This window comes from Olsenella urininfantis, from assembly GCF_900155635.1.
Classification (GTDB): Bacteria; Actinomycetota; Coriobacteriia; order Coriobacteriales; family Atopobiaceae; genus Olsenella_G; species Olsenella_G urininfantis.
On sequence record NZ_LT732540.1, the window covers coordinates 132,367 to 150,191 of the forward strand.

At 56.8% G+C, this 17,825-nt stretch carries 20 protein-coding genes and 1 pseudogene; 6 read left to right on the top strand and 15 right to left on the bottom strand.

What is annotated here, in order from left to right; translation table 11 throughout:
• Positions 1-273 precede the first annotated feature (273 nt).
• The gene (locus CZ375_RS00605) at positions 274-576 is read left to right on the top strand and encodes a hypothetical protein (RefSeq protein ID WP_077597405.1); all 303 of its coding nucleotides are present in this window, start codon (positions 274-276) and stop codon (positions 574-576) included.
• Positions 577-642: 66 nt separating this feature from the next.
• On the top strand, positions 643-828 hold the full coding sequence (locus CZ375_RS08180) for a hypothetical protein (protein WP_077597406.1): 186 nt from the start codon (positions 643-645) through the stop codon (positions 826-828).
• A gap of 63 nt (positions 829-891) precedes the next feature.
• Here the strand turns inward: CZ375_RS08180 and CZ375_RS08185 are convergent, their stop codons facing one another.
• The 4 genes from CZ375_RS08185 to CZ375_RS00625 are packed head-to-tail and all read right to left on the bottom strand — an operon-like array spanning position 892 to position 3,127.
• A complete protein-coding gene (locus tag CZ375_RS08185; RefSeq protein WP_159438321.1) occupies positions 892-1,038 on the bottom strand; it encodes a hypothetical protein in 147 nt (48 codons plus the stop codon).
• Positions 1,035-2,678 carry a GH25 family lysozyme gene (locus CZ375_RS00615; protein WP_077597407.1) on the bottom strand — a complete coding sequence of 548 codons (1,644 nt, stop codon included), beginning with the start codon at positions 2,676-2,678 and terminating at the stop codon, positions 1,035-1,037. The genes CZ375_RS08185 and CZ375_RS00615 overlap by 4 nt, the downstream gene beginning before the upstream one ends.
• Entirely contained in the window at positions 2,668-2,907 is a 240-nt protein-coding gene (locus CZ375_RS00620; protein ID WP_077597408.1) for an alanine racemase, read from the bottom strand. The genes CZ375_RS00615 and CZ375_RS00620 overlap by 11 nt, the downstream gene beginning before the upstream one ends.
• Position 2,908: 1 nt before the next feature.
• Positions 2,909-3,127: a hypothetical protein gene (locus tag CZ375_RS00625; protein WP_077597409.1), complete on the bottom strand. Its 219-nt coding sequence runs from the start codon at positions 3,125-3,127 to the stop codon at positions 2,909-2,911.
• Positions 3,128-3,288: 161 nt separating this feature from the next.
• Between CZ375_RS00625 and CZ375_RS00630 the strand changes: the two genes are divergently transcribed.
• Together CZ375_RS00630 and CZ375_RS00640 are read left to right on the top strand one after the other, a co-directional pair.
• Positions 3,289-3,897: a zinc ribbon domain-containing protein gene (locus tag CZ375_RS00630; protein WP_083717849.1), complete on the top strand. Its 609-nt coding sequence runs from the start codon at positions 3,289-3,291 to the stop codon at positions 3,895-3,897.
• A 254-nt stretch (positions 3,898-4,151) separates the two neighbouring features.
• Positions 4,152-5,324, top strand: a complete 1,173-nt coding sequence (locus tag CZ375_RS00640) for a phospholipase D family protein (RefSeq protein ID WP_077597412.1) — start codon at positions 4,152-4,154, stop codon at positions 5,322-5,324.
• 111 nt (positions 5,325-5,435) lie between these two features.
• Here the strand turns inward: CZ375_RS00640 and CZ375_RS00645 are convergent, their stop codons facing one another.
• From CZ375_RS00645 to CZ375_RS00655, 3 genes are read right to left on the bottom strand one after another with little or no spacing between them, the layout of a single operon-like run.
• On the bottom strand, positions 5,436-6,308 hold the full coding sequence (locus CZ375_RS00645) for a site-specific DNA-methyltransferase (RefSeq protein WP_077597413.1): 873 nt from the start codon (positions 6,306-6,308) through the stop codon (positions 5,436-5,438).
• A complete protein-coding gene (locus tag CZ375_RS00650; protein ID WP_077597414.1) occupies positions 6,305-8,140 on the bottom strand; it encodes a DNA methyltransferase family protein in 1,836 nt (611 codons plus the stop codon). Before CZ375_RS00650 ends, CZ375_RS00645 begins: the two co-directional genes overlap by 4 nt.
• Positions 8,124-8,312, bottom strand: a complete 189-nt coding sequence (locus CZ375_RS00655) for a hypothetical protein (protein ID WP_234966772.1) — start codon at positions 8,310-8,312, stop codon at positions 8,124-8,126. The genes CZ375_RS00650 and CZ375_RS00655 overlap by 17 nt, the downstream gene beginning before the upstream one ends.
• Positions 8,313-8,426: 114 nt before the next feature.
• Between CZ375_RS00655 and CZ375_RS00660 the strand changes: the two genes are divergently transcribed.
• Positions 8,427-10,361 (top strand): hypothetical protein, encoded by a 1,935-nt coding sequence (locus tag CZ375_RS00660; RefSeq protein ID WP_077597415.1) that lies wholly within the window; start codon positions 8,427-8,429, stop codon positions 10,359-10,361.
• Between the two features lie 387 nt (positions 10,362-10,748).
• On the opposite strand, the gene CZ375_RS00665 is transcribed toward CZ375_RS00660, so the two are convergent.
• The gene (locus CZ375_RS00665) at positions 10,749-11,018 is read right to left on the bottom strand and encodes a hypothetical protein (protein ID WP_077597416.1); all 270 of its coding nucleotides are present in this window, start codon (positions 11,016-11,018) and stop codon (positions 10,749-10,751) included.
• A gap of 160 nt (positions 11,019-11,178) precedes the next feature.
• On the opposite strand from CZ375_RS00665, the gene CZ375_RS00670 reads away from it, so the two are divergent.
• A complete protein-coding gene (locus CZ375_RS00670) occupies positions 11,179-11,457 on the top strand; it encodes a helix-turn-helix domain-containing protein (RefSeq protein WP_077597417.1) in 279 nt (92 codons plus the stop codon).
• Here the strand turns inward: CZ375_RS00670 and CZ375_RS00675 are convergent.
• The 7 genes and pseudogenes from CZ375_RS00675 to CZ375_RS00705 all read right to left on the bottom strand — a co-directional run.
• Positions 11,454-12,665, bottom strand: a complete 1,212-nt coding sequence (locus CZ375_RS00675) for a hypothetical protein (RefSeq protein WP_234966774.1) — start codon at positions 12,663-12,665, stop codon at positions 11,454-11,456. The genes CZ375_RS00670 and CZ375_RS00675 overlap by 4 nt on opposite strands.
• Before the next feature lie 487 nt (positions 12,666-13,152).
• Entirely contained in the window at positions 13,153-13,371 is a 219-nt protein-coding gene (locus CZ375_RS08195) for a hypothetical protein (protein ID WP_159438322.1), read from the bottom strand.
• Positions 13,372-13,487: 116 nt separating this feature from the next.
• Positions 13,488-13,817 carry a hypothetical protein gene (locus CZ375_RS08200; RefSeq protein WP_159438323.1) on the bottom strand — a complete coding sequence of 110 codons (330 nt, stop codon included), beginning with the start codon at positions 13,815-13,817 and terminating at the stop codon, positions 13,488-13,490.
• A gap of 18 nt (positions 13,818-13,835) precedes the next feature.
• Positions 13,836-14,189: a hypothetical protein gene (locus tag CZ375_RS00685; protein WP_077597418.1), complete on the bottom strand. Its 354-nt coding sequence runs from the start codon at positions 14,187-14,189 to the stop codon at positions 13,836-13,838.
• Between the two features lie 477 nt (positions 14,190-14,666).
• Positions 14,667-16,265, bottom strand: a complete 1,599-nt coding sequence (locus CZ375_RS00690; RefSeq protein ID WP_159438324.1) for an InlB B-repeat-containing protein — start codon at positions 16,263-16,265, stop codon at positions 14,667-14,669.
• A 130-nt stretch (positions 16,266-16,395) separates the two neighbouring features.
• Positions 16,396-16,587: a DUF4314 domain-containing protein gene (locus CZ375_RS08505; RefSeq protein ID WP_083717850.1), complete on the bottom strand. Its 192-nt coding sequence runs from the start codon at positions 16,585-16,587 to the stop codon at positions 16,396-16,398.
• Between the two features lie 909 nt (positions 16,588-17,496).
• Positions 17,497-17,667 (bottom strand): annotated as a pseudogene (locus tag CZ375_RS00705) (SMI1/KNR4 family protein); the annotation flags it as partial.
• Positions 17,668-17,825 lie beyond the last annotated feature (158 nt).

A 17,825-nucleotide genomic window follows, 5' to 3' on the forward strand; every position in this document is an offset into this window, starting at 1 on the left:
AGGGCAAAGATGATGGGAGCTATGAGACGCCCTGGGCGTCGCCGTTGGTGCGAGCGAACAATCGAGTGGGAATAAAATTTCCAACGAAACGGTATTTCACACTCTACCCCGAAACACAACGAATCAGCAGTTCAGAAGTGGTGTATCAGAGAAATCGGCGCACCACTTCGCTTCAAAAGAAAGCGCTCCTTTCTGGATGATTCGTACCGGAATTCGTACCACCCAAGCGCCACCATTCACGACGCTGGGCATCGAGAGGAGATAAGAAAGATAATGAACGAAGCCAAGATGACCCAACTCACCCAGGCCGAGGACATGGCCTACTTCCGAGCGGACCTCTGCCTGTACTCGCCGGAGAGCTACGGCCTGGACGAGAAGAAGGAGATCTGTAACGACATGATGGCCACGAGTAAGGCCGTGCTCGATGCCATGCGCGAGGACTTCGAGCAGCTGCCCCCGGATGCCCGAGCCAAGCTCCTGGACATGCTCTGCGCCTCCGGCGTCGAGAGCCCCCAGTGGTGGTGGGATGTGCTCGTGGGCGAAGGAGACCCGCTCTACAACGAGTTGATGCCATAGGGCGACTTGCACCCCTTGTACCGTGTCCAGCCTGCTATATTTGATTTGAAGAGCGAGGGGGCAGCCATGAAAATCGGGCCAAGCACGTTTATCACGTTGTATCGCATTCCCTCAAGTGAGGAGGAGATATCCACCGGCTTCCGGTTCGAGGGCGAGGCGCCGTCTTGGCGCAAAACGCTCCTGCACAACGCTCCGTGGCTCGTCCTTCTTGCGGTCGTCATCGCAAGGGCGGTGCTCGGGCTCCTGCCCTAGGAAATCCGTTTCCAGAGTACGCGCCGGGAGGCCGCTTGTCGCTCCAGACAAGCGGCCTCCCGCTCATTTGTCCTCGTAGGCCCTCTGCACGTTGTCGTAGATCCCGAAGAGCGGCACGAGCGGCAGCAGTACGAGCATCAGCAGAAGACAGCCTACAATCCCGAGGAACCACCCGACTTGCTCGTTTAACCAGGCGATCCGCCGCCTCATGACAGCATCTCGTTCACGCGGGCCTGCACGACCGAGTAGTAGGATCCCAGCCGGCGCCGGCGCTCCTCGCCGTTGCCGTAGTCGCCCCGGATCACCGCGCGGGCCATGGCGTCGACGTCCATGGAGGTCGAGCTCGTGCCAGACGCCCCAAGGATCTCGTTCACGCGCTTCTGCACGGCAGAATACTTGTCGCCCAGGCGCCGCCTGCGCTCGTCGCTGTTGCCGAACTCGCCGGCGATCACGCGCCTCGCCAGGGCGTCCACGTCGTAGGAGCCACCCGAGGAGCCGCCAGACAGGATCCGGTTGACCTCCGCCTGCACCTCGTCGTAGCGCTCTCCCAGCGCCGCCACGCGCGCATCGCCATTGCCGAAATCTCCGGCGATGACCCTCGCCGCAAGCTCTGACACGTCGCTGGATGGCGCACCAGAGCCGGATTCGCCCGGCGCGGCGGTCCCGTCTGCCTTGCCGTTGTAGTGCAGGATTCCGTCCCAATGGCCGCTGTAGTAGTCGTGCACCCAGCTCTCGCGCCCGGTCTGGTCGCCGGGCTCGCCGTCGATGCTGCCGGTCTCGCTGATCGAGAACTCGGCCAGCAGGTCGGCCGTGCCGTCGTTGCGCACGCACATGGCCGTGTGGGTGCTCTCGTCCAGGTAGATGTCGCCACGCTTCGCGTTGAAGCTCATCGGCTTCCAGGAGAAGAGGCCAGACCCCACGAACATCTCGCGCATGCCGCCGGTCCAGTTGTACCGGGTGATCAGCCCGTCGTATTGCGTGCCGGCCAGCGCGAGCTCCCATGCCTCGCAGACCGCGCTGGAGCAGTCGCGGTCGCCCTTGGTGACCTTCACGACGCCCGCGTCGGTCTGCACGCTGCAGTGCCCGCTCGTGCCGTGCCGCCCGGGCTGAGAGTACCCGTGCAGCGGGCAGGTGCAGAGGTGCTCCATGATTTGCGCCGCCACGTTCGCTCTGCTGATCGCCACTTCCTTCACCTCCCCGGTGCCAGCGGAGGCGCCGGCAACCGCGCAGAGCCTCCGCCAGTCGTCCCTTGTACCGTAGAAGAGGTCGAGGTCAAGGTGCCCGCCGTAGCCAGGGATGCGCCCGGTGCCCGTGTACTGGAATATCAGCGGCGAGTCCCACGCGCCGAAGTCCCAGCCGTCGGTCCAGGGCTCGCTCAAAAAGCCGGTCTCCTCGTAGTTCGGGTACTGGGCCACCCATAGCGGATAGGTTTTGGCCACGCCGGACCAGTCATAGGAGAAAAGAACCGACTTGCTCGTGTAGATGCCCGGTGTCACGCCGGTCTTCGCCTTGACCCTGTCCAGCCACTTCTTCGCCCACACGGGCCCCAGGTTCAGGGCGTCCGCCTCCCAGTCCAGGAACGGGATCGCCTTGCCCACGTAGGGCCTGAACTCGGCGATGAAGTGGTCCGCCTCGGCCTCTGCCGAGCCCTCGTACCCACAGTCGTGCGCGTAGTGGTAGCAGCCGAGCAGCTTGTCCGCCGCCAGCGTCTCGTCGGCGTGTCGGCGGAAGCACTCGTTGGAGTAGTCCGCTCCGCCGGTAGCCTTCACGATCACGAAGTCGCAGGTGCCCATGACCGAGACGACCAGGTCGTCCTGCCAGGAGCTGATGTCGATGCCGTTAAGCCCCACGCGCCTCACCTCTCGGGATCTCCGACTTGTCGCCGTCGCTGCCGAGCGTGGCCATGATGAGAGACAGCACCGCCATCACCAGCGCCACCACGAGCCCGCGCATGCTGGGGTCCAGCACGCACCAGCCCATGATCAGGCCAAGATTCGCGATTACCACGCCAAGGACGCCCTGCACGATCGTGCGCAGGAGCCTCCACTGCCAGTCGTTGCTTGCCAGGAACTCGTTCATGTCAGCCCACCTTCCTCTGCAGGTTCTCGATGTCGCTCCGCACGACCGAAAGCCCTTCTTCCAGGCGGTAGGTCCGCTCGATGAGCTGGTTGTGCTTCTCGACCTTCTCCGTGAGGGCGTCAAGCTTGAGCTCGGTTACGGCCCTGCTCTTCGAGTTGGAGAGGATCACGCCGACGAGGGTGACCACCCCCGTTATGCACGCGACGACGATTGACTCCATAAAGAACTGTCTCCCAAGGTCTCGACTTTCGTCCCCTGGGAGGCAGTGTCCGCCCGTGTCACAAGCTGCTTAGGAGGCCTGCTTGTCGGCCATGAGCTAATGACAGCTCAAGCTGAAACGGGGATAATGGGAGTGTTTTAATCGCGAGGAGGAGTACGCCTGTGTCGTTGATTTTCTGTCCTGAATGCCATGCAAGGATCTCTTCAAGTGCGGTCACATGCCCGCATTGCGGTTTTGTCGCCCAGAGCGAAGAAACGGGTATCGTTCCGATCAGCTCCCTGCCGCCGGCAAAGGTAGCCCCTCGGGTTACCGCTCTTGAGGCCACGGTGTTTGACGACGGAATGAACCTCATCCCGACTCAAACCAACGAGTCCCTTGTGAAGTTCCTGGCAGATGCCGATACCATGGCTAAATTCGCACCAGCGATCTACGACATCATCAAGAAGCTTTCCGCGCGTGGCGATACAAAATACCTTGCGGATTTCAGCGCCGCAGCGGAAGAGCTCATGAAGAGCGGCGAGCTCGTCTTCTCGGTCGAGAAGAAGACAGAGGACAAGTGGGGAATCGAAGAACTACAAGCATGTGAAGAGGCGTTGGTGCTGCTGTTCAAGGAGCTATGGCCATATCCCGACACGTCGTTCCGTCCGCAGGTAAAGGTTGCGCAGACGCACTACCTCTCTGATGAATATGACTTCACGAGTTCCGACATCGAAGCATTCACATTCCTCGGTTCAAGGTTTCCCGTGAAGACATGGAAGGAGGCCGCGTAAAACGTCATCAGGCAAATCTACGAGCTCGACCCTGCGACGCTCATGTCCATTGCGGCGCTCCCCTCGTTCCCCGGTGACTCGGCCAACTACCTTTCAAGGAAGAACAAGGGCAAAGGTTGGGCTGAGATAAACAAAGAGCTTTACGTGAATCTCGCGACCTCGACAAGCGTAAAGATCACTTTGCTTGAAGCGATTTTTAAGAGAGTAGGCATAAGCACCGATGAGCTGTGCTTTGAACTGATGGGAGTCGAAGAATGACGTCGCAGAGCGCTCAGATAATCATGCAGCCGGATCGGGATGCGCTTGGCGAATGCCTGGTCAAAGAAATCGAAAACGGTCATTATTCCACGTTCAGATTCGCAGTCGCATACGCGCGCATGAGCGGTGTGAACCTGCTCAAGCCATATCTAGAAGAGTTCAAGAGCGAGGGCCAAACGATTATCGGAACGGTGGGTATTGACCAGAGGAACACTTCGATCGAGGCAATCAGCGAGTTAAAGTCGCTCTGTGACCATCTGTACGTGTTCCATAACGAGAACCCTTATATCACATTCCACGATAAGGCCTACATGCTTGAGTCGAATGATGGATACTGGCTTGCAGTCGGCTCAAACAACATGACAGAAGGCGGTCTGCTAAAGAATGACGAGGCATGTATCGTACTGGCAGGCTCGGGGTCGACGCCGACTAGAATGGCCGAGCTATTCGCCCATTACACTGACGTCGAATCACCCTATTGCCTTGAGATTGATGATGCGACGTTAAATAATCTCAAAGCCGGGGGTTACATCCTTCCAGAATCCGAGTTGCGTAAAGCCTCGTCAGTCCGCAAGACAAGCGCCGAGTCTCAAGGCTCAGGGTTATTCGCACGTAAAGATAGCGCGAAGAGCTCAGTATCGCGTCCTTCAACACAGATGAAGCCAAAGGCCACGCCTTCGAGCCCATCTAGCTCGGAAGAAGAACAAGAGCCTGCGGAGTACATGATGAAGTATGCTGCCAAAGGAGGTGGCCGCGCGAAGCAAGTCCAATTCAACATGGACATACAGAAGAACTTCTTCCATTTGGAGAACGGCGAAGAAGTTAGCCTACAGGAGATGCGAGGCCCTGGGGCATCGTCTCCTGCACGCATAGAACGACGGGTTGTTGTTCTATCAGACGTGAACCGCAATGTGCGACTTGAAGTTGAGGGCGCAACGATATTAAACGAGTACTATCCAGAAGATCCCTCTACCAAGCCGATTATCCTGATGAAGCGAATTAGCAAGAAGTTTTTCCGCTACATGCTGCTCATGCCGGGGGATGCCGGTTATCCAGAGATGAACGCGAGGCTCGATAGCGAGCCCCAAAGAGGCAACTCGTTCAAATACGCCTTTCTGACCTCGTCGGATCTCTACAACACGTGGCCGGATTGTCCACTGTATGAATAGCAACTATATCTTGCGCAAATGAAAGGCATTTAAGAGACTGGAGACCGATGATGGCCACTCTGCATGTTGGCCATCATCGGTCTTCTTGACGTGATTTGCGCTGCTGCTTGATTAGACCGGCTTCGTCCTGAAAAGATCTGCGTAGGCAGGGGCCTTCGAGTTCTTCTTCTTTGGGTCGGGCTTCTGGCATATGATGATGTACTCGTTCACGTTCTTGAAGAGCAGGTTGGGCGGATATGGGTAGCTTCCGAAAATCGGCCTCTGCCCGTTTGCGGAACCCCACCTTCCACCGGTACCGTCCTTGTTCCAGATAATCTGATTGATCAGGAAGAACCCGGTTTGCTGCATGAGCTTCGTCAGATCGGTTGCAATGGGCATGGTGACCAAGCCGTATTCACGGGTGTTCTGGTTAACGTTTGCCGTCACTACGCAGATCTTTCGTCCTGGCATTAGCACGCGGTAGCACTCCGCAAACACCTTGCCCATGGCTTCAAGAAAGTCATCGTAGTATTGCATGCTCCCAATGTTGCCTTCAAAGTCGCCGTAATCCGCCTTGTTCCAATAAGGGGGCGAAGTGATGACGCAGCCGACGGAGTCATCGTCGAGACTCGCCAGGCTCGATGAGCTGCTAGGTACGATTTCAAAGTCCCCATCTTCGATGTGGTCGTATTCGTCTTTTAGGGCGTTGAGCCGTTTTGTTGCGATGTCAACATAGTCTGGATTTGTCTCGAAGCCTATGTACATACGCTTGTTTCTCAGGGCGGCAGCACCGGTGGATGCCGTGCCAGAGAACGGGTCGAGTACGGTGTCGCCCACAAAGGAAAAGAGTTTCATAAGCCTGCGCGGTATCTCTTCGGGGAAGACAGCAGGATGATTCCCGTCGCTTATGTTGGCAATATCCCAGACGGTTTTGGTCCACTCACGCCACTCGTCTTTGGTGATCGCGGACTGCTCCTTAATGCTAATTTCAGGATTGATTATCATTCTTTTGTCCCCTTCAAATAGTCGAAGTAGCCCAATAGCTGAGCGTCGTTTCTTGCGCAGTCGAGGTAGTCCCTATACCAGTTGTGCAGAAGCTTGGCATTAGCATCGGTGTCAAGCGCTCCGAGAATGAGGTCGTCAATTTCAAATATCGTTTGCAGCGCAGGTAGATGGTTATATCTAACGATGGTCTTTCCGCTGTTTATGCTGCTTGTCTTATGTTCGGGCAACTGTCTGCACAGCATGCGTCCACACTCTGATATGCGCTGAGCAGTCGACACATCGAATCGGGAACGTCCAAGGTTCAACGCTTTGAGCAGGTGCGATGAAAGATGGAACCCGTCGGATTCCACGGTCCAGAACCAGAAAGCGGTGACGGAGTTGAGAATTCCTATAAAGTAATACATGTCGTCTTCGCACGCGAAAGTGCATGTACGCAGGCTGTCGGGTACATAAGGCTCACCGTTCGCGTCATGCGAAGGCGGGTTATGGTCCAATGCCAGTATCCAGTTGTACACAATAGTTGGATAATAGCCGCTGCACCTACCGACGCCTCTCTTGGCAATCATCCCTGCAAGACTCGGTTCCTTGGCTTTTGCTACCTCAGAGAACAGTGCCATGCCAACGGGCGTTTCGATCTTTGGCACAAACTCTAGGACATCTTCGCCCTGTGCAGGGGTCCCCCTTTTCAGCATGTCCTCAAATAGAATGGCTCTGTTGCTAGAGACCCAGCGAGACAAACCGGTTGTGCAGACATACCTATCGTGACAGCGTTTGTTTCGGCTAAGCCGCAGAACGACAATTCGCGTCCTCACATCGTCACCGAATAGGGCATCAGGACTCCGGTCATAGTGTTCGAAGCGTGCGTTCCATATGTCGGTTAGGGCTATCCTCTCGCGCATCGCTCGATACGGCTTGGCGCGGTTGCAGGAGACTGATATGGGCAATACATAGCTAATCACGGCATTACCGTCCGCGACTGTCATAGCAACGTGAAGGAAGTCAATGCAGGTATTGCCTCCGCCCCTGGTAGAGACATATGGCGGGTTGCCAATGACGCAATGAGGCGAGTATTTCAGGAACGCTTCTTGCGATTCGCCAGCTAAAGAATCGGTGTGCTGGATTGATGCCGTCAACGCAAGGTTTGCTCTATGGGATGTGAACTCGTCCGGATAGAGGCTTCGCAGCACGACGCTGATGCAATACCTGCAGACAATTACGGCCAACATGTTCGCGTCGTGCCCTCTGAAACGATTCTCGAAGAAGTCCAATGCAGAATCGAAATCAGGCATGAAGCCACGCGATTTCAGCTCAGCCAGCAAACATAGAGCGAAAACTCCTGTTCCGCATGACAGGTCGGCAAAGCGGGCCTCACCAATGCTCACGCTGCAAACGTTAATGAGCTCGTCAATGCTGGACATGCACATATGACGCGCGATGTCATATGGAGTGAAGTAGACGCCTTTTGCCTTTTTCCCATGGGTCAACAAGCCCCCACGTCTGTCATGCCAGGAGTTACTGATGTCATCGTTTTCATACACGAGCGCTTCGAGGGCATATGGCAGCAGCTCGATCGCGTTGTCGTCAAGCAATGCTGACAGGCAGCTCGTATCGAGGGCACTGTATACAGAGTTTTGATCTATGTCGATTATTGGCGTTTCGGCACCAGAGGACTCTATCAGAGCATGGTCAACCAAGCCCAGCGTAATCATCAGGCGCTGCTGCTCGTTAAGTGCTGCAGACGTTGTTGCGCGCAGCTGAAGGATAGCGCCAACTATCCTATTGATATTCTGTTTGTGCGTCACGCAGAGCGGTTGTCTAAAGCTGAGGTTCATCGGTCTTGCTCGCAGGCTTCAATACGATGCATCTGTTTTCAACGTCGAACTTTATTTCAAGCTCAGTCACGCCGGGCATAAGATCTAGGTTCTCGACTGCTGATTTTGGAAGCCTTACACGAAGGTCTTTTTGCAGGACACTTGTGCTGAGGTATACTTCGCTTCTCATCATGTGGGCTCCAGATTCGTTCATCTGTCCTAGTTTTAGACTAAAATCAGTCCGTTGTAGTCCTAATTGTAGCGCTGACCACTCATCCGCGCAATCGAGGCAAACCGGAAGGCTTGCATGCAAATCTCAATCACGAATTATCGCAACATCAACCAACTCGGCATCGAGTTCGAAGAAGGCAAGGTCAACTACCTGTTCGGCGTTTGCGGCTCAGGCAAGTCGTCCATCCTTGACGCCATATCGAAACCGCTAGAGGCTAAGGACGCGACGGTCGGCGAAGCCAGCGAGCCGGTTGTGCTTGTGGACGGGAACCCGCCTCAGCCTGCTGTCGCTTCGCTCTACAGCATCGAACGGCACACCATTCTGTTCGATCAGGCGGCTAACGAGGACTGCTACCGCGTATTCGTCGGGGACGAGTCGGAGCTTCTGGAGCATGAGGCGGCCTTCCACGCAAGCATCGAAAACCTGCGTGAAATCAGACAAAGACTGATTGCGATGAAAGACGATGTTGACGCTCTTGCCAAGGAGATAGGTAAGCCGGCAGCGAGGAGCGGCAAGTTCTCGGGGTCAACCAGGCTCTGCAAGGCGCATGTCGCAGTCTCGGGCACCACGGGCCGCGTTCGCGGGATGCTAGATGCGTGTGACTACGATTACCTCGAATGGCAGTCGAGGGGGTTCACCGTCAACGATGACTTCGACAACGACGTCTGCCCGTTCTGCGGCCAGGAAATACCGGAAGACCGCGCAATCAAGCTGTCAGAGGTCCGTGCGCTCACGACGAAAGAGCTCAAGCCGATATTTACCGCATCGCCAATCATGGAAAGGCTTGGATTCCAGGCACCTGACTTCTCTGGCGAGGTCGAGTTCGCAAAGTTAAAGGAGCGGCTTGAGCGCCTGTTCACGGCAAGGGTTCAGATAGAGCTCGTGCTCCAATACTGCAACATCGGCAACGGCACGGCGCTGCTCAAGGGCATTCCCCGGGGATTGGAACTTGACGAGGCGGTGTACGAGTTCGTCCCCGAACTGCGCGCCATCGCGGAAGACGTCAACGCAAGGCGTGCCGAGCTGTCGAGCCTCATGGGCCGCATGGCGGCCGACCTCAAGAGGATGGTCGACACCAACGCCAGAAGTCTCAACAGCAAGCTCAAGACACTCGGGATACCCTACGCATTCGAGATTGAGGACGCAGACAGATCGGGGCACAAGGCCGCATACGTCCTGCGCCACGTGAGGGGCAAGCAGGGAGCGGACATGCGAAAGCAACTGTCCTACGGCGAGAAGAACTTAATCGCACTGCTGTTGTTCCTGCACAACAACGATTCCGAGCTCACGCTTGTAGACGATCCTGCATCGTCTTACGATGACTTCCGCAGGAGCCAGATCTACCGATGCATCATGGAGCACCAGGGAAAGACCGTTCTCGTGGTGTCGCACGACCAAGCGTTCGTGCGACGCGCTGCATGCGACCGCGACAGCGGCAAGCTCGGCAAGATACAATTCCTCGAGAACGCCGGCCATGGCTGCAAGGTGCACCCGATAACGCGGAGCAGTTTCATCTTCATTGATGAAGAGATAAAGCGCCGAATCGGCATGGCCGCCGACTATTTCCAGAAGATGGTCAACGTCAGGCTCTATTGCGACATACACAGACACGAGGTGAGTGAAGCGGTCTGGGGATACACGTCTGCCGTACTGCACGGCGAAGACCGCGACAAGATAGCGTCCTTGCTGAGTGAAGCCGGGGTTGACGAGCAGTCGGTGCTTGTGGAGTTAAGCGCGAACCTCGGCATGGAATTGCCCGCGATGCCCGAGACTGTGGACAGGACGGTGAAAAGCTCATTCACGGACTATGAAGCGTTGGTCGCTGCACGCGAGGGCTTGCGTCGAAAAAGGGAGGGCAGCAGCCTGCCCGAGGAAGGGTCGCTACAGCTCGACATGCTGAACGACCTCGTGCACATGAATGACTGCGCCTTGTTCTGCCTGAACCCGTACGAATACGCAGTCTGGCCCCCGGTCTTCGCGTCATTGCTCGAAGAGGTCAGAAAGAGCTAACGCGTCTAGAAACAACTGCCTGACGCTCACATTGCAGAATTGAGTGAATCAGTCGCAGAGATCCGCCGCGAGCCCGCTGTTATCGAGGCCGTGACAGAACCAGCGAGCGTCATGTCGTCGAATTTATCTGCCGCCGGGCCGTGCGCACAGGCCACGCAAGCGCAGCACGTCGAGGATTGGGCCGCGCCACACGGCACCCCTGCCCATGGCGCTACCGCTTTGTGCTCGCGCGCTCGCGCGTCCCGTGTGCACCGTCGGCGGCAGAGACGGCAGCCGCGGCGGTCACCGTGCCCGGTCGGCCGTGACGGATCCCAGGGCCCAGACAGCAGGAGACGGCCCGCAGGCCGTCCCCGGAGAGCTCGTATGCGTCTGTGCGTGCCCGCGTGGCTACTTCACCAGGCGGAACCCCACCGTGCCGTCAGGATCCGCCATGTACACGCGCGTGGCCATCGCCGCGTTCATCTGCTCCAGCGTGTCCCAGGCGCCGAAGGCCCATAGCAGGTCCTCGTACATGGTCTGGTCGGAGGGCATCAGATCCGGGTCCACGCCGTCGAGCATCTGGCCCAGGGTCATGGGGCCGAGTTCCTCGCAGTGGTAGACGGTGTCCAGGTCGGGGAGCTTCCAGGCGGTGGCTTCCTTGGTGATGGTGGCGGTCATGTCGTCCTCCTTTTCCGTAGAGATTATCAACTGATAATATATTAGGCCCATGAGCTGGTATTATCAAATGCTAATCATCACTCCATAGAGATTACACTTTGCTAATCCATGCGACCTGAGATAGACTGTACTGGTACACCGCAGGAGAAAGGTAAAGGGCATGCAGATTACCGACGCCATCAAGCACATGTGCGAGAAGAGCGGCAAAGGCGTCGTGGGCGCCTCCCAGGCCCTCGGGAAGTCCCGCATGTACCTGTCCGCGCTCATCAGCCGAGGGAGCTACCCGCGCACCGACACGCTCGCGCAGATCGCCCAGGCGTGCGGCTACAAGCTTGTGCTTGAGGGGAACGGGGAGAAAATCGAGATCGACCCCGAGCCATTCACAAATCAGGTCGTTGTTGAGTATGGCTTCACCTCTATCGAGCGTCCAGGGGATTAGTCCACCTTCTCTAGGCTGCCTTCGACGAGCTCGGCGGCGCGCCTCTTAGCGGTCGCCTCGTCCTCCCCATACCACTTCATAAGAAACTCGTGAACGCCCATGGTGACGCCTACTTCTTTCATGTCCTGCTCTTTCTCAGCGGCCGTGTCCTGAATGATGGAGTCGTCGAATTGTATGCGCGTCTCGCCCTCGTCGGGGATGCTCTCGCCAAAGGATCGCGACGCGTGCATGACGGCCTTTGCAATGGAGACGATCGCGCTCTCCAGGCTGTTCTCATGCCGGCGGATGTTGCGCATGAGCGCCGAGTTGTCGGACGATACCTCAGTGGCCGTCTTCACATACCCCCGCGCGTCGTCCATGTCGAAGTAGTTGATGCCGAAGCCCGTGAGGTCGCCAAGCATTTGCAGGGCCACGCGGAACGCCTCGATTTGACCGCTCGTGCGCAAGGCGGGCGCGAACTCCTGGATGGTGTCCTCGGTAGACATGACCTTGCGAAAGACGGTGCAGTCCTGCTTTCCGAAGGGGATGGTGACGTTCTTATTGCCATCGGTTTCCCTATCGAAGAGAACATCGGAGAGGAACACGCGCATCTTGGATAGGTCGATCTCGTTGATAAGAGCGTCGAAGGTGAGGTCCACAGCCTGGACAGCATCAACCGCGTCTGCGAACACCGATTGCCCGTAGGGACTCATATCCACCCTGGTATTCGTGACCGCTGGTTTGACGATGCCGAAGGTGGGGAAAGGACATCCCGTGTCATAGATCGGAAGAATGCCCACGGGCGTGAGCTCGTTGCCCTCGTGGTCGAAGCACACGGTGACGATCCTGTACGTCTCTTCCATTTCATCGGTGAGAAGAACGTCCACATTGCTAGGTGAAGGTGTGGAAGGTGAAGAAGGATCTGCCGAGAAGCCCATCCCGCCCTTGAGGTGCATCTGCAGCTGGTCCACGGCCTTGCCCCTGTAGAAGGCCCTGGTGACAAAAGCGCACTCCGTGATGCCATCCTCATCCCAGCTCAGGGGGATGACCATGCGAGCGTCGTAGTGCCGGATACGAACCTTCCGCTTGCCCAGGTGAATCCACAACGCCCAGGCGCCCGTGCCGAGCCCGAACGCCCTCACCACGGTGGCCTGCGCCGTGTTCATGAAGTTGGTGGAAGAGAAGAACGAGTTGATCCAGTCGGTCGCCTTCTGGTCCTCGCATACCACCTTGACCTCCTCGTTGAGGAGAAGAGAGCCCCACTCCTTGCACACGCGCATGGCAGGGTGAATAGATCGACGGTGAACAGCGTACACACGCCCACATGCCGTCCTTGTCCCTGTAGTCGTAGAACTCGCCCCTGGCGCTCATCCAGTCATCCCAGCTACGAATCCAAGGCTCCATGTCATCCAGGGGAAGAACGAACCCGAGCTTCCTCAGATAGTCCTTCACATGCTCAGGCACCCAGTACTCGTCAAGGCCATTAGTGCTCATGCGGAAACCTCCTTCAACCATGCGAATAGGCATGGTGAAGTGTCCGCTGCCGTCACAATCCCATCCGTGCCCTAGAATGTGGTGAGCCATTTGGGAGTGTTTGCGGAGAAGACCATGGACGGAAGAGTCATATCGGCGCATGCGTTCTCGATAAACAACGAGCCCATGCTAAGGAAAGACAAGAAGTGTGGGTGCTTCTACTGCCTCCGCATCTTCGACCCGTCAGAGATCACCGAGTGGATCGAGGATGGTGAGAAAACCGCGCTCTGCCCGTACTGCGGAATTGATTCCGTCATTGGCGATCTGCGTGGGCCGGTTGTGGAGGACGTTGATCCTCTCCGCCGCGTCGGCGAGCTTGCCGGGCTCAACGTTCTCGGGGGACCGCTCGGCCACCAACCGTCTGCTCTTGTCGCTCGAGGGCTGAATCTCGTTTGCTGCCATGGAACGCTCTTTTCGGGGCAATCATTTTGTTGCGGGCATTATCCCATCTCGGTCAACCGCCCGATTCAGCTGGCGGCAGAAAGGGGCGTCGTCCCTGACGGAAGTCGGTCAGCCACCTATCGGTCAAACGACAGGGGCTTGTCCCACTCGGTGGTATCGGGATCCCATGCGGCCGTGAAATTGTCGTCCATCCCCCTGCAGGTGAGACTCACGCCCGCCGTGGAGGGCTCGGGCTCCAGCCCGAGGAAAATGCGGTTGCCGCCTCTGCCGGTGTCGAGCTCGAAGCTTAGGAAGAACAAGAGCCCCGCGACCTCGAACCCGCAGTACACGCTGAGGGTCTCGGCGTCGAGGGTGGGAACGTTCTCATAGCTGAACCTGAGCTTCGGCGGGATGGCATGGGCCGGCAGCGCCTTGAAGAGGATGTTCGCGATGGTGTCGGCAATCACCTCGTCGTGCTCGTCGCGCTAGCCGCGGTTCTCCGGAGAGGCCTCGTCGTCGAACATCCCGTTTGCGGCGGCGTTCTTGCGGTGCCAGACGTCGTAGTCGAGGTTGAAGGATAGCCCTTCGAATTTGTAGTCGTGACGGCTCATGTCGAGCTTGAGGCCATGGGTCTCGGAGAGTAGCATGATGGCGGCGTGCAAGTCTAACAGATAGTGGATATCCATATCGAGATCACAGCCGAGCTGTGCTTCCAGCTGGCGGTAGGTCGTGGTATTGAAGCCGTCGGGTGCCTGTTCGAGCGCGAAGAGGATTGCTTCCGCATTCCTGCGCGTTTCAAGATCGATGGACATCAGCTCGTCCAATTCCTCCCTGTCCATATATAGCCTCCCTTGCACTTGCTGTTGCCGGTTCGACCGGTGCCTCCGGCTTCTATATTTTTAGGCACCATTGCCTGCGCTGATCGCATTATCTCACCGCATTGCCTCGGGAGCCATATTGTGCGGCGGTCAAAAACAAGCCTAGGCTCAGGTGACGGAGATGTCGCGATTGCGCCTTGAATTGCGAAAGCGATTCAACTCATGGGCAAGCCACCTGAGACAGCTCACTTTACTCGCCGATAACGAAGATGCGCGACCTGGGGTTTTTGTTAACTGCTCGCAAGCTGCTCGCGCTAATTTACCTGCATTTGCCCGAGTTAGCGACTATTTTCAAAGAATTATTGGGCTAATGACTAAATTTTTTAAACCCCGATTGCGAAAAGAACCCGAAGATTTCTAAGACAAATATGGGGTCGGACGTCGCAGAACGAAGCATCCAACCCCATATTTAGTTGATGTCAAGCGGATATATCTTGGCTAGCTGTTTCTTTTTACCCGCCTTGAAATAGCGATACTGGCTAATCCACAGGCTCCACAGGCAAACGCGACCTCCAATAACCCGGTTCCAGCAGAACCGGTTGCCGGCAAGTTGCGTTTGCTCTTCTTGACGGTGGTCTTTTTCTGCTCAGTCGGTTTTGTCTGCGGCGCCTCCTTAACCGTAATCTTTGCGATCGCGGTTACGCTTTCCCCGTTAGAGTCGGCAAGCGTGAACTTAACCTCGTAAGCCCCTGCCTTAGAGCTATCGAAATCTCCTTGCTCTATGACGACTTTATCGGCTAGGTTTGCTCCGTCCTGCTCATCAGCTGCCTTGGTTATCAGTGAGCGCAGATCCAGCTGTTCGCCGGCGGTAATCGTCGCGTCCTTCACCTCAAGCACGGGTGGAGTATTGACGACATAAATCGGGTATACCGCCAGATCTCCCTTAACCACCGTGTCGGCATCGAAGACATCGCCAGAGCCATCAGCCTTGGTATTCCATTCCTTAAACGCGTACCCCGCTTTGGCCGGTGCGGCAGGAAGTTCCTTTGGCAGGCAGGTTGTACCATCGCTCAGGCAGTTTTGCGCTGCCGAGCGTCCGTAATAAACCTGCATCGATGCCAGCGCCTCTGGCTCAGCGCCCTCGTTAGCGGCCTTGTAGAACGTAACCTCTGGAATATGCTGATTCAAAGTGGTGACGAAAACGCTGGAAGACTTGAACTTTTCAAAAGTGTTGACCCCATCGTTTCCTTCCCACCACCTGAGGTACGAAAAGTTGCCTTTGCGTGCACGGATGTTCTGAAGCGAAGACTTCTGATCTTTGTACATGAAGTAGAAGTCCGCCGGCATGTTGCCCTCATCGGTAAGATTCGCCACTTCCGCCTGAGTCGGCTGGGGCACTGTTCCGTCTTTAGCGACTGTTTTTATGACGTAGTCAGTGCCTTCGGTGTACTTGGTATTTATCCCAGTGACCTTGTCGTTTTCAACCACGAAAAGATCTTTGGCCACGTCCGTGTTCTTCGCGTAGGCGACGCTGGCTATGTCAAGGTGAAAACGCGTTTCAGCTATGGAGTTTACGTTTTCCTTCGGGTTGGTGGCCGAATAGTTGTCGGAGCCTACCGTCATCATGTCGGTCGCACCACCCGGGTAACCCGATGTTTCAGCGGTGAACCAGGAATGGTAGCCCTCTGGGACAGTCGAGTTGTCAACCTTTACGGTGTAGGTCTTGCCCTGCGGGTATGGGCCTAGATACTTTGCTCCGCCCCATCGAGCAGGATCCCCGACGGTTCCCTTGGTCGTCTCAATAAGGTTCCCGTCGCCGTCATAAACCTGGAAGGCGATATTCTTCCAGGTCTCTAGAACCTTAGCCTGTGGCGCTCCGCCATAAACGTTAAGCGTACGTTTTGCCCCAATAGCTTGCTGCGGCGAGTCGAAGAAGGCTTCCGTCTGCTCGTTTATGAAAATCTCCGGTAAAATCTCGATTCTTACCTGCCCTTGTGCGCTAGCGCTTTGGGGAGGCACTATATTAGTGACCATCATCCCTAAAAACACCAACGGGGCGATTAACAGGCTGATCGCCCTTTTCGTACTTTTCCTCATGAGTTCCCTCCAATTTGGCGGATACCTTGGGGAATACTTTAACATCTTTCGGGTATTGTTCAACTTCTTTCACCTAGTTGAGTCGTCATTGATCAATACTTTTCAGCAGGTCAAGAGTGGAGCCATTATCCTAGTCGACGTGAACCGTGCTGGCAGCATCGACGAACAGGATCGTGCCCTCGGCTCCTGCTTCAAGATTGGTGTATGGGTCTTCGCAACACACCAGCCGCACCCGCCGACTATTCAGCGAGCCCGCCGGATCTGCTGTGGTGCTCGCGGGTTTCGGTGGTTTAGCCCAGGCACTATCACCTTCTAGGCGCACCAGCAGGGCACGGCGTAGTTGCGGTGTCTGCCATCGCCGTCACGGGCTCCTGGCTCAGTGGCTGGCAAAGTTGGGACGGGTGTGAAGCCCGCATGGTAGGCGGCATCGAGAATCTTGCGGCTAGTCGTGTTTGCTTTACCAGGCAGCCACACCACCCAGTCCTTATCTAGGTGTGCGCCGCCAATCAGGTATGCAGACGACGGTGTGCCCTGATAAACCGGTTTTGCGCCGGTTGTAGGCGGTGGAGCGTTCCACGTTCAGTCGCTCTTGCACTTCACAAATCGCATCGGTGGCGGACTCGTACCCGCTAAGGAAGCAAACCTCCAGTACATCACGCTCCTCGCCACTCAATGCCTACCAGGCGGGGTTGAACCAGGCCATGTAATCCTTGGCCTGCAGGTATTTCCTGGTGCGGTTATCAATCCGTTCCAAGTGTCTGAGGATTTTGTCCTCGGCAGCGGTGGGATTAAACGCACGGCGGCTCCCATCCCGCGTTGGGACGGAGGCTTTTTCTTTGTCGTTTTGCCCCCTTTCGCCTGCGATTCCTTCATTTACTCCCTGTGCTTCGAGACGGCAAGGCGCGGGGCGCTATTCGGGGGAACGGGAGTAAGGATTCATTGCAAGTGAGTGGACGCGCGGTTTTTGTCCCCGGGGGCGAGACGGGGCCGTTTCGGGGCCCATGAAACTCAAATCGAACTCAACGGGCTTTCCGGCGGTCTCCGCACGGCGTTTCCCCAGGTGGCTAATGGGGGGTAAAGAATCTCGCCATCTCAGGGAAAACGGGGGGTATCCAGGTGGGATGCCGCGGCGTACCACCGTAGGGGGCCATGGTCTCGTCGGCGATGAACTTCCTGACCTCGGGAGGCGAGGGCCCTGATTTCCGAGCCTTCTGCCTCCCGGGTCTTTGCGCTACATGTTCTCGATGGCGTCATTGAACCTGTCGAGGAGGTAGGAATCAAAGTCCTCGTAAACCTCGACGACCCCGTCGCCGTCGTAGGGCGACCAACTGACCACCTTGCCGTTGGAGGAGTCGATGCAATACAGCCACTCGTCGCAGTTCTCCACGGCAACCAGGCCGTCGGGGAGGCCGTCGGGACAACAGCAGAAATCTACGCCTAAGCAGGGACACCTTGAGGCACTTGCTCATGCGTTTGGAATCAGGCCTGAGGCATTGAGAATCTACGATATCGACTTGATGCCTCTGAACGCTTTGATTCAGCTGGGGGAGACATATGGCC

Coding starts and splice junctions, on each gene's coding strand:
- CZ375_RS00605 (WP_077597405.1), top strand. CDS start 274: ATGAACGAAGCCAAGATGACCCAACTCACCCAGGCCGAGGACATGGCC.
- CZ375_RS08180 (WP_077597406.1), top strand. CDS start 643: ATGAAAATCGGGCCAAGCACGTTTATCACGTTGTATCGCATTCCCTCA.
- CZ375_RS08185 (WP_159438321.1), bottom strand. CDS start 1,038: ATGAGGCGGCGGATCGCCTGGTTAAACGAGCAAGTCGGGTGGTTCCTC.
- CZ375_RS00620 (WP_077597408.1), bottom strand. CDS start 2,907: ATGAACGAGTTCCTGGCAAGCAACGACTGGCAGTGGAGGCTCCTGCGC.
- CZ375_RS00625 (WP_077597409.1), bottom strand. CDS start 3,127: ATGGAGTCAATCGTCGTCGCGTGCATAACGGGGGTGGTCACCCTCGTC.
- CZ375_RS00640 (WP_077597412.1), top strand. CDS start 4,152: ATGACGTCGCAGAGCGCTCAGATAATCATGCAGCCGGATCGGGATGCG.
- CZ375_RS00645 (WP_077597413.1), bottom strand. CDS start 6,308: ATGATAATCAATCCTGAAATTAGCATTAAGGAGCAGTCCGCGATCACC.
- CZ375_RS00650 (WP_077597414.1), bottom strand. CDS start 8,140: ATGAACCTCAGCTTTAGACAACCGCTCTGCGTGACGCACAAACAGAAT.
- CZ375_RS00655 (WP_234966772.1), bottom strand. CDS start 8,312: ATGATGAGAAGCGAAGTATACCTCAGCACAAGTGTCCTGCAAAAAGAC.
- CZ375_RS00660 (WP_077597415.1), top strand. CDS start 8,427: ATGCAAATCTCAATCACGAATTATCGCAACATCAACCAACTCGGCATC.
- CZ375_RS00665 (WP_077597416.1), bottom strand. CDS start 11,018: ATGACCGCCACCATCACCAAGGAAGCCACCGCCTGGAAGCTCCCCGAC.
- CZ375_RS00670 (WP_077597417.1), top strand. CDS start 11,179: ATGCAGATTACCGACGCCATCAAGCACATGTGCGAGAAGAGCGGCAAA.
- CZ375_RS08195 (WP_159438322.1), bottom strand. CDS start 13,371: ATGGCAGCAAACGAGATTCAGCCCTCGAGCGACAAGAGCAGACGGTTG.
- CZ375_RS00685 (WP_077597418.1), bottom strand. CDS start 14,189: ATGGACAGGGAGGAATTGGACGAGCTGATGTCCATCGATCTTGAAACG.
- CZ375_RS00690 (WP_159438324.1), bottom strand. CDS start 16,265: ATGAGGAAAAGTACGAAAAGGGCGATCAGCCTGTTAATCGCCCCGTTG.